The organism is Kurthia sibirica (assembly GCF_003143975.1).
Lineage (GTDB): Bacteria > Bacillota > Bacilli > Bacillales_A > Planococcaceae > Kurthia > Kurthia sibirica.
This window is the reverse complement of record NZ_QFVR01000003.1, coordinates 1-15519: the sequence shown is the minus strand read 5'-3', so window position 1 is coordinate 15519 and position 15519 is coordinate 1. Positions and strand designations below refer to the sequence as shown.

Below are 15519 nucleotides of genomic sequence, written 5' to 3'. Positions count from 1 at the left end.
TTTGGAGGAATAAACAATGACAAATCAACTAAAAGGTATTCACCATGTAACAGCAATTACAAGCAGTGCGGAAGAAAATTATAAATTTTTCACATATGTATTAGGTATGCGTTTAGTAAAAAAAACAGTCAATCAAGATGATATTCAAACATACCATACTTTTTTTGCAGATGATAAAGGCTCTGCAGGTACGGATATGACATTCTTTGATTTCCCAGGTATTCAAAAAGGCCAACATGGTACTAACGAAATTTCACGTACTAGTTTCCGGGTACCAACAGATGCCGCACTAGTATATTGGCAAAAACGTTTTAATCGTTTAGACATTTCTAATGATGGTATTCAACAACAATTTGGTGTGAGCGTACTACCATTTGTTGATTTTGATGGTCAGCAATATCAATTGATTTCTGATGAAAATAACACAGGTATTGAAAGTGGCACGCCATGGCAAAAGGGACCTATTCCTTTAGAATTTGCTATTACCGGTCTTGGACCAGTAGAAGTAACAATCGCAGAATTTAAAAATTTTAAGGCTGTTCTTGAACAAGCGCTGCAATTTAAAGAAATTGCACAAGAAGGAAACACGTATCTATTTGAAGTAGGAACTGGCGGAAATGGTGCTCGAATCATCGTTAAACATGATGAGCAATCAACGCCCGCCACACAAGGTTTTGGTACGGTTCATCACCTAGCATTACGCGTAGAAGATCGCCAAGCGTTGGATCATTGGATTGCACGCATGTCTGAAATTGGTTTCCACACTTCTGGTTATGTAGATCGTTTCTTCTTTGAATCATTATATGCACGTGTAGCACATGGCGTATTATTTGAGTTTGCAACGGATGGTCCAGGTTTCATGGGGGATGAACCTTATGAAACACTAGGTGAAAAACTGTCATTACCACCATTCTTAGAGCAAGAAAGAGAAAAAATTGAAGGACTTGTACGTCATTTTGATACAGTACGTTCAACAATTAATTTTGAAAAAGAATACGAATAATTTTTTAAAAGAGAAATTGCTAAATAGTGAAGTGAGCTCTTTGCTTACAGCATGTTAATATAAGCAAATTTATTCTTTTAGAGGGGATCAGCAGATTTCGGTCATTGTCCGAAATCTGCTTTTTTTAATTATTTTTTGTCAAAAACTGTTGTTGAAGAGAGGTAACGGAGAAAAAGAATCATTTCATTATATGGATCATGTTGCATTTGTGAAGGCCGGTACACTTTTAATTTGACGTGCATATAGCAGCTAATTGTTTTTTACAATCTCCAGTATTAGTACCTCTTCTTTTTTATTTCAATAATTGTCATTTTTTGATAAAATAGATGATATACATAAGGGGGTGTCAAGTGTGAGAAATAGATTAGTAGTTTTAATAACAGCTATCATTCTAGTACTTGCAGGTTGTGGAACTAAAAGTAGTGATCAGACATCAGCAGCTCAAAAATCTGTAGAAGAGGCAACGATAAAAATATTTATGCCTACTGAATATCTAAACGACGCAAATACTGTAGAAGAATGGGATCCAACATTTATTTCGAAAAAAATAGTAAAAGCAGATGGTGTAGAGTTTTTAATGACATCAACGCAATACGAACAGTTGAAAAAAGATACTAAAGCAAACTTGAAAGCGATGTTTATGCAAATCGAAAAATCATCTAAGTTTCAAGCAGTTCAAAGCATTGAAGTCAAAAATGAATATGATAGTATTCGTGTGAATGTCGACAAAAAAGCCTATAAAAAGATGAATCGTGATGCGCTATTCCAAACGATGGGTCTACCGATTATTCACTATTTAATTTTGAATAATGAGCAGCCAGATAGCTTTGTCATTGAATGTGAAGTATTTGATGCAAATAAAGAAGAAAATATTGAAGTTATTAACTTGCCGATGGATCTATCAAATGGTGTTTTAAATTAATAAATATTCAAAAAATGCACTTATTATAAAATAGTAACTTGATAGTGTTTTTAGCTTCTATGCTATTTTCTATACATTCGTTTCGAATGGCTTTTCGACGAGACTTTTCGTCTTTTACGAAGAAAATACATTCCCCTAACCTAAACACATATTTATTTTTTGTACTTCTTATGCAATAAAATGAAAAGAGCCTGGGACAGAACAAAAATAGTATGTCTCCCATACAAATCATCAAATCAATTGAATGCGTAGAAAACGACTTCTACGGGAATAGCGTGAGCTGCAAACCCCACAGGAATGCAATGACGAGGCGTTTGAAGCCATGTCCGCGGAAAGCGTTTTTCGAAGCGCAAATGGATTGAAATGAATAATCCCGTATGATTTCGAAAAATCATACGGGATTTTCTCTATTGAAAATACTGTTGTCTCAGGCTCTTTCCATTTTATTCTAGTTATACGCAGCTTGTTGAAATATATGGTATCCCTCTATTAATTGAGTGAAACATTAGCGGGATCAATGATATAAAGATAGTAGAGGTTAGTTTAGCTACTTAATTTAATGTGAAATCTAGGCTGTAAGAGTCAAAAATAAGCATGTGAAATAGTATGGTAGAAAATAATGGTCATGAAAAAAGACTTCGATAACTTACTGAAGTTACTTGATTGTACTAGTATAAACTACTAGTATTGTATTCTTTTTACTAAATTATACACTGGTCGAGATGTAGTATATAAATGGACTATAGTATGTTGTTATTTAAAGATTTGAGCAATAATTCCGCCTATACATTCAAGAAATGTGAAACAAGAAAAGAAAAAGATTATAGGGGGTGTGACGGTAGAGCTGATTTTCCTCCCTTGAATATACGCCCATGTTTTCGCTATGGCGAACCCGCATAACAACAAAATAATGAAAAATATGGCAATTCCCCACCAACCACTTAAAAAACTCATTGTTGTTTTGACAAATAATATAATGCACAGACCAATAAAATAGAAAAGCCATTTTTTACGTGTAGCTTTTTTTTTGAAAATAGCTATTTCATTTTGATCTTGAATAGGGAGTAGGTCTTTAGCTTCTCTATAATCAACTTTAGCAACAGTAATTACTTGGATTATTTGGTCCTCGTTCTCTCGGGTAAAGGGGATTTCTCTCGCCCGTAATTGATTTTCATAATTTTTTATGGAATCTATCTTATTCATAATATAAATTTCTTTTGTGCGTGTTCCCTTCAGCCAGGATTTTCGTTCTTTCTTGGTAGAGAATTGTTCGAGTAGATTGTTCACCATTGTCAGATCGTTAGCATCGATTATCATCAAAAGTACTTGTGAATTTTTGCTTTGTCGACCAATGATTAGTGGGATAGACTCAAGGCGATAGTCAATATGATGTGCTTGCAAGGCTGTTAAAAAAAGAGTTCTATTTTGAGAAGATCCGCCAAAAAAAACGTATTCAAATGCTGTTGCTTTGTTTTTTAATTTTTGAAATTCTTCTGATGTGATAGGTGATGCATGTGTACGTAAACAATCTTCCACATGGTCCGCGATGCTAGTATGAACAGAGATTTGGCAATAATAGCGATCGTCATCAGCTTGTTGCCCTCGGAAAAACAAAACATCTTTTAGCTGCCAAGTATATTGGTTTAATGCATCAAAGGATGCTTCAATTTCGCTAATTGTATGGCCAATAGTAAATATTTTTTTTGTCATTTTATAGCCCCTAATTATGTTGGATTTGTAGGTTTAATGCAAATTGTTCATTCATATACGCCACGCTGTATTCAAAATCACTACGAACCCACTCGATAATCATACCAATGATTGCATAGGTTTGATATGATGCGAAAAGTACATGATTGATCTGACTATTTTTGTTTTCGATATAGAGTGCATCCATCATGAGCTCTCGCATTTTATCATAGAAAATACGATGATTATGGATTGAGCCATTCGGTCCAAAAATGATTGTATAAAAACTACGATAATCATAAATATGCTGGAAAATGGCAATTGAATTACTATCAATTGTTGCGGGTTTCAACTCTGGATTCTGTTCATAGGGTTTAAAATAAGCCTGGACGATTTCATTGGAAATAAGGTCAATAATTTCATTTACCAAGTCATCCTTGGTTTTATAATGACGATAAAACGTCCCACGATTAATATGTGCGACTTCACATAAATCAGTTATGGACATCGTATCAATTGTTTTAAATTGAATAATATCAAAGAAAGCCTGTTGTAATGCTTGTTTTGTTTTTACAATTCGAATATCTTCAAGAACCATGCTAGATTACCTCCAATACATAATGAACAAAAAGGACTGAAAACGTTTTATTTCTCCTTTTTATACGCTATGTTCCTAATTGCTAACGATTTCTTGTTTATATTATAATAGATATTGAACAAATGTTGTATAAAAAAAGGAGAGATTATGAATGAAACTTCAAAATAAAACCGCCATCGTTACAGGTGCAGCATCAGGAATGGGTAAAGCAATTGCAATAGAGTATGCAAAAGAGGGTGCAAATGTAATTGTCTCTGATTTAAATCTTGAAGGCGCAAATGTAGTTGCAGAGGAAATTATAACAGCAGGTGGCGTGGCAGCAGCAATAAAAACCAATGTTGCAAATTTAGATGAATTACAAGCTATGTATGATTTTGCAGTTGAAAAATTTGGTTCAGTCGACATCGTTATGAATAATGCAGGTATTATGGATGGTATGCAACCGGTCAATGAAGTAGAAGATGACCGCTGGGATCTAGTAATGAATGTTAATACAAAGGCAGTTATGCAATCAATGCGTATTGCGACAAATATATTCCTTGAGCAAGGTCATGGTGTAATTGTCAATAATATTTCTGCTGGTGGGTTATATGGAGCTCGTGCAGGTGCTGTGTATACAGCATCTAAACATGCCGTTGTAGGGTTAACTAAAAATACAGCATTTATGTATGCAGATAAAAATATCCGCTGTAACGGAATTGCTCCCGGTGGTGTCGCAACAAATATTGGCGCATCCATGAGCAATATGAGTGAAGTGGGGTATAAGCGCCAAAGCCTAGGAATGGCAATTAATCCACGTACGGGTGAACCTATTGAAATTGCAAAATTAGCAGTATTTTTAGCTTCTGATGATAGCAGTTTTATTAATGGTCAAGTTGTAGGTGCCGATGCAGGATGGTCAGCATACTAAAATAATATTGAAAACAACAAAAAGCATGTAAAAATCATTATGATTTTTACATGCTTTTTGTTTGTCATTCATCGAAAATGACTTCCTTTAATTAATGGTTCAAATAGCTGGATATTTTCATGGAAAGCAGGTAAACTGCCAGTATTTTGTGCTGTAGTTAAACAGTCAATAATAATATCATTAAAAGGAGTAGGTTGATCAACCTTTATTGCGTAGCGCTTAATACTATTATTAATCGTATGCAATGGTATATTTGGTTCGAATAAGGATGATTTGGATGCAGCGTGTATGGATACAGCCTTATAGAGTATCGTTTTTAATTCGTCCATTTTACAATCTGAGTCAATGATAAAATGATTATAATTTATATCAGTGGTCGTTGTAAGAAGTATTTGTTGTTTCTTAGCTGTTCGTGCCACTTCATCTGCAAGTTGAACTGCTACTTGCAACGCAAGTGGATGTTGAATAATGTCACCGTATAAACAATTTAAGGCACTAGAAAGACTATCGATTGAAGCATTAAACAATGCTTTTGACCACTTGATACTTGCGTGTGATTCGACAATGATTGTTTGTCCAATAAAATCTAATATATGTTTAATCGTCAATATATCAGTACTTTGAGGATCATGGAAATCTGTTAAATCAAAAGCATGTAGGGCTATTTCTTTAGAATCAGTCGTTAAATTTACAATATGAAGTTCTTTAAAATAAGCTTGGAAATGACAAACTGCAGAAATGATAGGTACAGGATAAAAAGCCTTTATTAGTTCATTATCAGATAAAGTTTCTTGAAAGGAAACGACAATACATGGTTTCAACATATTATTTTTTATAGTGGGTAAAATCATATGATTATCTCTTTGTGGTGAAAAAATAAAAATAATATCATAATCATTATCAAATTGTTCAATAGATTTTACTTTAATATTGGGCGTGTACATGGTTGAAGTGCCACTTACAATAATCCCTCGAATTTGAATCGCCTCCAGGGGGGAAAGATGAACATTTATAAGTGTTACATCAGAAAAATGATCTTTTAAAAAGGCGGCAACAACAGCTCCAGTCGGTGTTGCCCCAACAATTGCAATTTTCATAGCATGGCTCCTTATCGTTTTACGTCGTTACACTTATCTTCAGAGTGATTACAAAGAGAAAAATAAGCGTCTATAAAGTCACCAAATTCAGCTAAAGAAAGCGGCGTTTGCGCTATATTATCTTGGAGCAAGTCACTTTGCAATGCCTCTGAACGTCTAAGTAATAATGATTGTTCCAATTGATCAGTCATTTTCTTCGTCCTTTCAATCTTTTTAGTATGGTGGTTGATCATCTAATTCTTCAGGTGTAACACCTTCATATTCTGCTTCAGCATTTTCCTCTTTTGCCTCACCACCAACAACCTCATCTAAAACTGTATCGTAAGACTCGGGTGTTTTATCGTATACACGTTGGGGATCGTCATGTAAAATTGGCTCGTCTTTTTTTTTCATTACTATCGACTCCCTTTCATACTATTTCTTTCCCTTTTTTAAGCCTTTTACACATCGTATGACAATTTGTTATAATAATAGAACAAATATTCGATAGAAAGGTATTGGGCGAATGACTAGATATAGTGTTTTACTTACGATTAAAGACAAAGTGATGGCATCCAAGGGCCATAGTGTCTCGATGAAATGTAGAAGTTTTGTCAAAAAATTAGGTTATACGAAACGTTCTCGAAAAATGATTCGAGAAATTGATGAAGAAATAAAAGCAACAGGACTACATATATCATTACCCAAATCAATGGCTAATTGGGGACAAATTGAAATGGATCAGACGATAAAATTCACATTAGTTCGCCCTAAAGCATTGCAGATTATTGTGAAAGATCAACCCTCTTCTACCGCATTATTTGCATTCCAAGCGGAGGCTATTCATGCGCTTCATCGCCAAATAGTTCAGCCTTCTTTTAAAGGATTACTTGTATTACCGACGGGTGGAGGAAAGACGACAACCGCTGTACGCTGGCTTTATGAAGCGGCTTTATTAAAAGGGAAAAAAGTGTTGTGGATTGCTCATCGTCATGAACTCTTAAACCAAGCCTTTGCTACATTTCAACGTTTTGCTATTGGACGGCGTAAGCCGATTGCGACACGTATTATTTCTGGTGTACATGAGCGAGCCGAATTTATTGAAAGTAGTGATGAACTAGTAATCGCAAGTAAAGATAGTTTAATGAGTCCCTCAAGTAAGCTAAGTGATTGGTTGAAACATAGCGATGAACTTTTTGTCGTCATTGATGAAGCACACCATGCGACAGCAATAACGTATAAACAACTTATTTCAACTATTTATGCGCAAATTGACAAGGTTCGCTTACTCGGTTTAACAGCAACCCCTTTCAGGACAGCTGAGACAGAGCAAGGGGCCTTGCGAGAACTGTTTAAAGATGGAATTATTTATAAAAAGGATTTGAAAAACCTCATTGCAAGTGGGATTTTATCGGAACCTAGCTTTTTTGAGCTACAGACGGACGTATCATATAGCGGAGAACTTGATGATGATATGTTAAAGTCGATTAAAGATTGGGACCTTCTGCCGGAGTCAGTGGCGAGTAGCTTAGCACAAAATAAAAAACGTAATCATTTGATTGTTCAACAGTATGAAAGACATCAAATGGGGTATGGCAAAACTATTATTTTTGCTGTTAATCGCTCACATGCGACAATACTGGCGGCGTTATTTAATAACAAAGGCATTGATGCCCGAACAGTCATTTCAAACAGTGAGAATGACGAGACGAATAGTAGCGTCATTGAAGCATTTCGCAAGAATGTTTTTCCCGTACTCATTAACGTCAATATATTAACTGAAGGTGCAGACTTCCCAGATGTGCAAACCGTCTTTTTAACACGTCCGACAACCTCCTCTATCCTCATGACACAAATGATTGGACGTGCACTAAGAGGCATAGCAGCTGGCGGGACGAAAACAGCAACAATCGTTAGTTTTATCGACAATTGGACCGATAAAATAGCGTGGTCCAACCCACAAGTATTACTAGCTGGTGAAAACCTAGACGCTCCTATTAGTGATGCTCAACAGCTAAATATTGCAACAATCATCTCGACAAAAATGCTACAAGAAATTGCTTTACGCATAGATGATACAGTTGATTTTGAACGTTTGAATCGCGTGTTATTTGAAAAAAGTGTCCCAGTTGGTATTTATGCATTACAGTATACGGTACAAATGGAGGGCGCTACTATACAACGGCAAGAGGAAGTACTTGTTTATGAAAATGATGTAGAAAACTATACAAATATGCTTAAAAAATTGCCTCAATTACTCGCATATTATGGCATTCAACAGCAGGCGAGCTATCGGCAGCTTCAGCCCTTAATTAATGAAATTGAAATGACATTTTTCTTACAAGACCACTTTAAACCACTATATGCTCCAGAAGATATATCAGCTATTATTCACTACTATATGGCGACAAACTCAGTACCAAAACTATTATATTTTAAGGAAAGAACACAAGTGAACCTCACATATATTGCGAATACGATTATTAGGGAGAATATGTCCTATTCTATGCAAAAACAAGTGATTTCAGATTATTGGCAGCAAAACCCTTTTTTACAAATCTTCTTTAGTTATAAGGAACTTTATTATAAAAAATGTCTTCAAACAGAGTTGTTAGCTTTGGAGTATGTGGAGGAAATATCAGTAGAGAACCTTACATCACCCTTGAGTTTAACAAAGCTAAAAAAAGTCGATCATCCTTTATGGAGAAATATTATTCTCACGGTATTTCAAGAAAACATGAAACAAAATGGGGCATATACATGTGTTCAAACGGGTTATAAAAGTGCTGATCGAGCAAAATTCACAGTAGCATACCGTCGATCTGTAAAAAATGGTGGACAAACAACACCATCTAATTTAGCTCTAATTAAACGAATATAAAACGAACTACAAGTTTCTGTGGACTTGTAGTTCGTTTTTGTGTTTTATATAATATGATTTTGCATAGCTACATCTCGACTAGATGGACGCATTGTTAGCATGAATAAAGAAGCGGAAATCATTAGAGCGCCTAAGATATACATACCAATTGTTAATGTGAAATATCCTAAAATGACGGGACCGAAAAATCCGCCGAGAGACGCAAGTGAATTTACAAAAGCAATTCCTATGGGGGCGGTAACTTTTGTGAAGAAAAATGTTAAATAGGAGTAGAAACATCCTGTTGTACCATAAAGGCCACCAGCAGCAATTGATAACATGATAATCATAGGGATGAGTGAAGTAACTAAGGCGCAACCGACAAAACCTACTGCGGCTATTAGCTGGCAAATGATTAGGTGAATTTTATGTTTACCAATACGATCAGTATTCCAACCGGTAACAAGAATGGCGGGAATCCCTATAACTGGCGGGATAATAGCTAACCAACCAATTTCTAAATTTGTCGTTACGTCAAGAGTCAATGATTTAATAATTGTAGGGATCCAAAATGACAGGCCGATTAGACCGGTATAGCCAGCGAAGTAAAGCCAGCTAAGTTTCCAAAGTGTTAGATTAAAAAGCATTTTTGAAATTTTTACTGGATTTAAAGAAGCAGATAGTTGTTGTTCCTTTGCTATCTCGGCATTTAACCATTGTTGTTCATCATCTTTCAACCATTTTGCATCACTGGGCTTATTAGTTAAGAAGAAGAATGTTACAATCCCTAGTAAAATCGCAGGTATCCCTTCAAGTACAAACATCCATCGCCAACCAGCCCATTCAAACCAATAAATAGTATCCATAATCCAAGTTGAGACAGGTGCACCAATGAGGGTGGCAATCGGGATTGCTAAAAATAAAGTGGCAGTAGCTTTGCTGCGATCACGTTCTCTAAACCAGTGTGTAATGAATAATAAAATGCCAGGTAAAAAACCGGCTTCAGCAACACCCAATAAAAAACGAAGTATGTATAGATGCATAGCAGATTGTACAAATCCTGTTAAAATAACTAGAATACCCCATGTTATCATAATGCGAGCAATCCAAAATTTTGCCCCCACTTTATTCATCATCATATTACTGGGTACTTCAAATAAAAAATAACCAATAAAGAAAATACCAGATAGTAAACCAAAAACTTCAGCTGACAATGCTAACTCTGCGTTCATTTCTAAAGCTGCAAAACCAATATTTATACGATCAATATGACAAATAATATATAATAATAAAATATAGGGAAGAATACGTCGCATCGTTTTTTTCTTTGTGCGAGCCTCCACTGTTAGCACGTTCATAATAAATACCCCCACACCTGTTTTATTTAAAACCAAGTTCATAAGCGTTTTCCACGTAAGCAACCGTAAAATTTATTTAACTTAAACGTCTAATTTTTGTTCTCGATGAGAGGGTTCCATAATGAGCATGATGAAAAAAGCCAAGAGTAAAAGTGCGCCTAAAGTGTACATACCAAATACTAATGTCATACTTCCTAAAATCATGGGCCCTACAAAACCGCCAAGAGAAGCAAGTGAGTTGACGATAGCTATTCCAACGGGTGCTGTTTTTTTGGTGAAATAAAAAGTTAAGTAGGCGAAAAAACAACCGGATGTACCATAGAGGCCGCCAGCAGCAATCACTAACATAGTTATCATGGGAATCAAGGAAGTAGAAAGTGCACAGCCAACAAACCCGATAATAGCTATCATTTGACAGGTCATTAAATGAAGTTTATGTTTCCCTATGCGAGCAGTGTTCCAACCTGTAAAAATAATGGCAGGAACCCCAACTAATGGCGGTATAACTGCCAGCCAGCCAATCTCTAAATTTGTCGTACTATTCGACGACAATGATTTTATAATAGAAGGAATCCAAAAGGATAGACCATATGTACCTGTATATCCTGCGAAATAGAGTGCAGAAAGTTTCCATAATGTAGCGCTTTTGAGCATGCTTGTTACTTTTACTGGATTTGATTTTATTGATTGTTGATGTTCTTTTTCAAGTTCTGCTATTAACCATTCTTTTTCATCAGGCTGTAACCATTTTGCGTCGCGTGGTTGATTCGTTAAAAAGAATAAGGTTATGATACCTAAAATCATTGCAGGAATGCCTTCTAAGATAAACATCCAACGCCAACCAGAAAGTCCAAACCACGAAATAGTGTCCATAATCCAAGTTGATAAGGGTGCTCCAATCAATCCCCCCAGAGGCAGGGCTAATAATAAAACAGCAGTTGCTTTACTACGCTCACTTGCTCTAAACCAATAGGTTAAATATAAAAGTACACCTGGGAAAAAACCAGCTTCTGCAATACCTAAAAGAAACCGTAAAATATAAAGGTGCATAGCAGATTGAACAAAACCAGTTAAAATGACCACGATCCCCCAACTAATCATAATACGTGCTATCCAAGATCTAGCACCAACTTTATTCATCATCATATTGCTTGGCACTTCAAAGAAAAAATACCCTATGAAAAAAATACCTGATAAAAATCCAAAAACCTCAGCTCGTAAAGCAAGATCAGCGTTCATTTGTAACGCTGCAAATCCAATATTTACGCGATCAATATAACAAATAATATAAAGTAATAAAATATAGGGAAGAATACGCCACATTGTCTTGTTTTTCGTACGAGCTTCTACAGAAAATGTCTTCATCAATCAACCCTCCTAATTATTTTGTATACAAAAAAACATCAATTCACGGCATAAAACGTAAAAATACGTTTTGTATAGGCCGTAAATCGATGTGAACCAATCAATTAGGTAAATTATTCCTTTAATTCTAATGCAATACAACAAAAAAGTAAAGTGTTATAAAATAAAGTAATCTGAAATACACAAGGCGTGTATAAATTAGCTGTGTCACTTAGCTTGTCATGCTATAAAAGCTAAAAAATCATCCTCAAATAGTATTGATATGGAATGACCATTTTGTTGTAACTGTAGTGCCTTCTGCCATTTACTACTGCGATGATTGGTTTCCTCAAATTTGATTTGACTGGAGCGGCTAACGATAAGAATATCAACCTTTTTTGACATCGTATTTGTAAAATAAGCCCCTGTTCTCATCACTAATTTTGCGGCGCTACTACGTGTCATTCCCTGTAATCCACCGGTGAAAATAATTGTTTTTAAAGCTAATGATTTAATCGGTGTATTTTCTATCGTGGATTGGATATTTAAATCTACTTCCCAAGTTGCACGATCTTTTAATATCGATAGAGTGATGGAAGCAATTGTAGTTGCATCTGTATATTCAATGGGTACTGCTAAATTTTGAGCAATTGTAGTTAACGTATAATTAGTCCAATGTGGATTTTCTTTTTTGAGAAAAGGTAGTAGACTATAATGTTTGAAAAGTAATGGGATTTTACCGATTGTAGCATATGCCTCTTGGAGTACTAATGCTTCATAATCTTTATAGAAGGAAATGACGGGTTCATTTGATAACCAAGTGTTCAATAGAGGGTGGAAATCCTCAAAAGAAGGAGAATTAGCAACGTCTGTAGAGTCAATGCCATGTTGACTTACATAAAAGGGATCAAATGTTTGTTGAGGATTTATATAAGTAGATAGCGTATCTATAATGACATTATTTTTAACTTTCACAACATCAATGGCACAAATACTATCTGGCCACTGATTTGCTGTTTTTAATGATAGTGCAACGAAATCCATGTAGTAATCACTCCGAATATAGTATAGAGGTAGTATAACATTGCTCTTGTGAATTTGTTACACTAGAACGGTAGAAAAAGGGGTTGTTACTATGAAAATACGCATGCTACTACTTATTTTCGTCTCACTATTTTTATTAAGTGGTTGTTTGGGCGAAAAAGCCACTATTCAGTTAAAAAAGATGGGTCAACAGAATATTTATCATTATGAGATAAAGAAAAATACAGAACTACAAGTATCATTCACTGAATACCAGAATGGTGAAAAACAAATAGTACAGTCATATATAGTGAATGAACCTTTAAAAGGTACTTTTAGTATGCAATATGAAAAAAATCAGCAGTATTTTACAATTATTATACGCAATGAAGAAACGGGTAAAGAACAACGAATTAAACGTAAAGTGATGATGAAAAACCAGAATTTGTTAATTGAAACATCTACGTTTTTATTAAATGAATACGATTTAGAGAAAACTAAAATTATTAGTTACTTGGCAGTACCTAAAAATAATAAAGTGAAAAAAGTTGATTTTGGTTTGTTAGAAAACGTCGATCATTATTCAGCATTTTTGAAGGAATTTGATTATCTTTTAATAGTACAAGTTAAAAAGATTGAAAAATAAGTAGAATAAGTAGCCAATCTGCATTACATATCACAAGTGTAATATGGGGAATTGTGTTAGAATAGCTTTATTAATAAAGGAGGTTTTTTTAGATGATTTCTGAAAACTTACATGAAGCTTTAAACGAACAGTTAAACTTTGAATTTTATTCTGCACATGCATATTTAGCGATGGCGTCTTATTGCACAGATCAAAACTATGATGGTTTTGCGAACTTCTTTTTAGTACAAGCGGAGGAAGAACGTTTCCACGCAATGAAATTTTATACTTTTTTAAGTGATATGGGGTATCGTGTAACAATTAAAGAATTCCCACCAGTTGAAAATAATTTTGAATCTATTTTAAATACTTTTGAAACGGCATTAAAACACGAGCAAGAAGTAACGCGTCGTATTTATGGTTTATCAGATATTGCTTTAGATGAAAGAGAACATGCAACGATGGCGTTCTTAAAATGGTTCATTGATGAGCAAGTAGAAGAAGAAGCACAATTTGAAACATTGATTACGCGTATTTCACGTGTAGAAAAAGATTCAAATGCAATCTTCATGTTAGATACTGAATTGGCTTCGCGTTCATTCACTGCTGAATAATATGTAGATGAAGGGTTTTTACAATAGTTTTATACTATTGTAAAAACTTTTTTTTTTGGAATTTATATTTATTTGAAAAAGTAGTTGACGTGAAATAATATTTCGTGATAATATATTATTTGTCAGCAAAACAATTTGTTGTTTAGTGCAGTATGCGGAAGTAGTTCAGTGGTAGAACATCACCTTGCCAAGGTGGGGGTCGCGAGTTCGAACCTCGTCTTCCGCTCCACAACATGGAGGAATACCCAAGTTTGGCTGAAGGGATCGGTCTTGAAAACCGACAGGCGAGTCAAATCGCGCGGGGGTTCGAATCCCTCTTCCTCTTCCATTTTTACTTTAATAAATAAATATAGCAACAAAGTGACGTTATTCATAACATTGTCGCGGGGTGGAGCAGTGGTAGCTCGTCGGGCTCATAATCCGAAGGTCGCAGGTTCAAATCCTGTCCCCGCAACCAATGGTCTGGTAGTTCAGCTGGTTAGAATGCCTGCCTGTCACGCAGGAGGTCGCGGGTTCGAGTCCCGTCCAGACCGCCATTTTTATTTCGATAAAAATAGCAGTAAGCAACACCATTATTTAGGGTCGGTAGCTCAGTTGGTAGAGCATTAGATTGAAGCTCTAAGTGTCGGCGGTTCGATTCCGTCCCGACCCATACTAAAGAAGATTTGCACTTGATGCAAATCTTCTTTTTTTATAATTGTACCGAAGGTGCAAGAGCTGTTGAAGAAGAAATGTTTTGAACAATAATCCAAGCATGACGAGGCAGCAAGCGGCAAGAAAGAGGAGCGTACGATGTGTACGTGACGACAGAATGGCGAGCAGCTAACGAAGACAGGCGCAGGAGAAGTGTTCAAAAACAAAGTGTCGGCGGTACGATTCCACCCGACCCATACTAAAGAAGATTTGCACTTGATGCAAATCTTCTTTTTTTATAATTGTACCGAAGGTGCAAGAGCTGTTGAAGAAGAAATGTTTTGAACAATAATCCAAGCATGACGAGGCAGCAAGCGGCAAGAAAGAGGAGCGTACGATGTGTACGTGACGACAGAATGGCGAGCAGCTAACGAAGACAGGCGCAGGAGAAGTGTTCAAAAACAAAGTGTCGGCGGTACGATTCCACCCGACCCATACTAAAGAAGATTTGCACTTGATGCAAATCTTCTTTTTTTATAATTGTACCGAAGGTGCAAGAGCAGTTGAAGAAGAAACATTTTGAACAATAATCCAAGCATGACGAGGCAGCAAGCGACAAGAAAGAGGAGCGTACGATGTGTACGTGACGACAGAATGGCGAGCAGCTAACGAAGACAGGCGTAGGAGAAGTGTTCAAAAACAAAGTGTCGGCGGTACGATTCCACCCGACCCATACGAAAGAAGATTTGCACTTGATGCAAATCTTCTTTTTTTATAATTGTACCGAAGGTGCAAGAGCAGTTGAAGAAGAAACATTTTGAACAATAATCCAAGCATGACGAGGCAGCAAGCGACAAGAAAGAG

General features: G+C 35.8%; 15 protein-coding genes and 5 tRNA genes. 12 read left to right on the top strand and 8 right to left on the bottom strand.

Annotation, left to right across the window (positions count from 1 at the left end):
- The first annotated feature begins 16 nt into the window (after positions 1–16).
- Both DEX24_RS02890 and DEX24_RS02885 read left to right on the top strand, forming a co-directional pair.
- Positions 17–1003, top strand: a complete 987-nt coding sequence (locus DEX24_RS02890) for a ring-cleaving dioxygenase (protein ID WP_109304903.1) — start codon at positions 17–19, stop codon at positions 1001–1003.
- Between the two features lie 352 nt (positions 1004–1355).
- Entirely contained in the window at positions 1356–1925 is a 570-nt protein-coding gene (locus tag DEX24_RS02885; RefSeq protein WP_109304902.1) for a hypothetical protein, read from the top strand.
- A gap of 753 nt (positions 1926–2678) precedes the next feature.
- On the opposite strand, the gene DEX24_RS02880 is transcribed toward DEX24_RS02885, so the two are convergent.
- A complete protein-coding gene (locus DEX24_RS02880) occupies positions 2679–3635 on the bottom strand; it encodes a P-loop NTPase family protein (RefSeq protein ID WP_109304901.1) in 957 nt (318 codons plus the stop codon).
- Between the two features lie 10 nt (positions 3636–3645).
- On the bottom strand, positions 3646–4212 hold the full coding sequence (locus tag DEX24_RS02875) for a TetR/AcrR family transcriptional regulator (protein ID WP_109304900.1): 567 nt from the start codon (positions 4210–4212) through the stop codon (positions 3646–3648).
- Positions 4213–4363: 151 nt separating this feature from the next.
- On the opposite strand from DEX24_RS02875, the gene DEX24_RS02870 reads away from it, so the two are divergent.
- On the top strand, positions 4364–5122 hold the full coding sequence (locus tag DEX24_RS02870) for an SDR family oxidoreductase (protein WP_109304899.1): 759 nt from the start codon (positions 4364–4366) through the stop codon (positions 5120–5122).
- Between the two features lie 68 nt (positions 5123–5190).
- Here DEX24_RS02870 and DEX24_RS02865 read toward each other — a convergent pair whose 3' ends face one another.
- The 3 genes from DEX24_RS02865 to DEX24_RS02855 are packed head-to-tail and all read right to left on the bottom strand — an operon-like array spanning position 5191 to position 6612.
- Positions 5191–6219 (bottom strand): ketopantoate reductase family protein, encoded by a 1029-nt coding sequence (locus DEX24_RS02865; RefSeq protein ID WP_109304898.1) that lies wholly within the window; start codon positions 6217–6219, stop codon positions 5191–5193.
- A gap of 11 nt (positions 6220–6230) precedes the next feature.
- Positions 6231–6410, bottom strand: coding sequence for a hypothetical protein (locus tag DEX24_RS02860; RefSeq protein ID WP_109304897.1), 180 nt, complete (start codon positions 6408–6410; stop codon positions 6231–6233).
- 22 nt (positions 6411–6432) lie between these two features.
- Complete coding sequence (locus DEX24_RS02855; protein ID WP_109304896.1) at positions 6433–6612, bottom strand: hypothetical protein; 180 nt, start codon at positions 6610–6612, stop codon at positions 6433–6435.
- Positions 6613–6724: 112 nt separating this feature from the next.
- Between DEX24_RS02855 and DEX24_RS02850 the strand changes: the two genes are divergently transcribed.
- Entirely contained in the window at positions 6725–9079 is a 2355-nt protein-coding gene (locus tag DEX24_RS02850; RefSeq protein WP_109304895.1) for a DEAD/DEAH box helicase, read from the top strand.
- Between the two features lie 44 nt (positions 9080–9123).
- Here the strand turns inward: DEX24_RS02850 and DEX24_RS02845 are convergent, their stop codons facing one another.
- From DEX24_RS02845 to DEX24_RS02835, 3 genes are all read right to left on the bottom strand, one after another.
- Positions 9124–10416 (bottom strand): MFS transporter, encoded by a 1293-nt coding sequence (locus tag DEX24_RS02845; RefSeq protein WP_109304894.1) that lies wholly within the window; start codon positions 10414–10416, stop codon positions 9124–9126.
- Between the two features lie 81 nt (positions 10417–10497).
- Positions 10498–11781, bottom strand: a complete 1284-nt coding sequence (locus DEX24_RS02840) for an MFS transporter (RefSeq protein ID WP_109304893.1) — start codon at positions 11779–11781, stop codon at positions 10498–10500.
- A 219-nt stretch (positions 11782–12000) separates the two neighbouring features.
- A complete protein-coding gene (locus tag DEX24_RS02835) occupies positions 12001–12804 on the bottom strand; it encodes an exonuclease domain-containing protein (protein WP_109304892.1) in 804 nt (267 codons plus the stop codon).
- A 91-nt stretch (positions 12805–12895) separates the two neighbouring features.
- On the opposite strand from DEX24_RS02835, the gene DEX24_RS02830 reads away from it, so the two are divergent.
- The 8 genes from DEX24_RS02830 (at position 12896) to DEX24_RS17095 (ending at position 15433) form a co-directional block, all read left to right on the top strand.
- Positions 12896–13429 carry a hypothetical protein gene (locus DEX24_RS02830; RefSeq protein ID WP_109304891.1) on the top strand — a complete coding sequence of 178 codons (534 nt, stop codon included), beginning with the start codon at positions 12896–12898 and terminating at the stop codon, positions 13427–13429.
- A 92-nt stretch (positions 13430–13521) separates the two neighbouring features.
- Positions 13522–14022 (top strand): ferritin, encoded by a 501-nt coding sequence (locus DEX24_RS02825; RefSeq protein WP_109304890.1) that lies wholly within the window; start codon positions 13522–13524, stop codon positions 14020–14022.
- A gap of 154 nt (positions 14023–14176) precedes the next feature.
- A tRNA-Gly gene (locus DEX24_RS02820) sits at positions 14177–14251 on the top strand.
- 6 nt (positions 14252–14257) lie between these two features.
- Positions 14258–14350 (top strand) — tRNA-Ser (locus tag DEX24_RS02815).
- 54 nt (positions 14351–14404) lie between these two features.
- Positions 14405–14479, top strand: a tRNA-Met gene (locus DEX24_RS02810).
- Between the two features lie 2 nt (positions 14480–14481).
- Positions 14482–14558: transfer RNA gene (locus DEX24_RS02805), tRNA-Asp, on the top strand.
- A gap of 43 nt (positions 14559–14601) precedes the next feature.
- Positions 14602–14674 (top strand) — tRNA-Phe (locus DEX24_RS02800).
- 618 nt (positions 14675–15292) lie between these two features.
- Complete coding sequence (locus DEX24_RS17095) at positions 15293–15433, top strand: hypothetical protein (protein ID WP_170112818.1); 141 nt, start codon at positions 15293–15295, stop codon at positions 15431–15433.
- Positions 15434–15519: the final 86 nt, after the last annotated feature.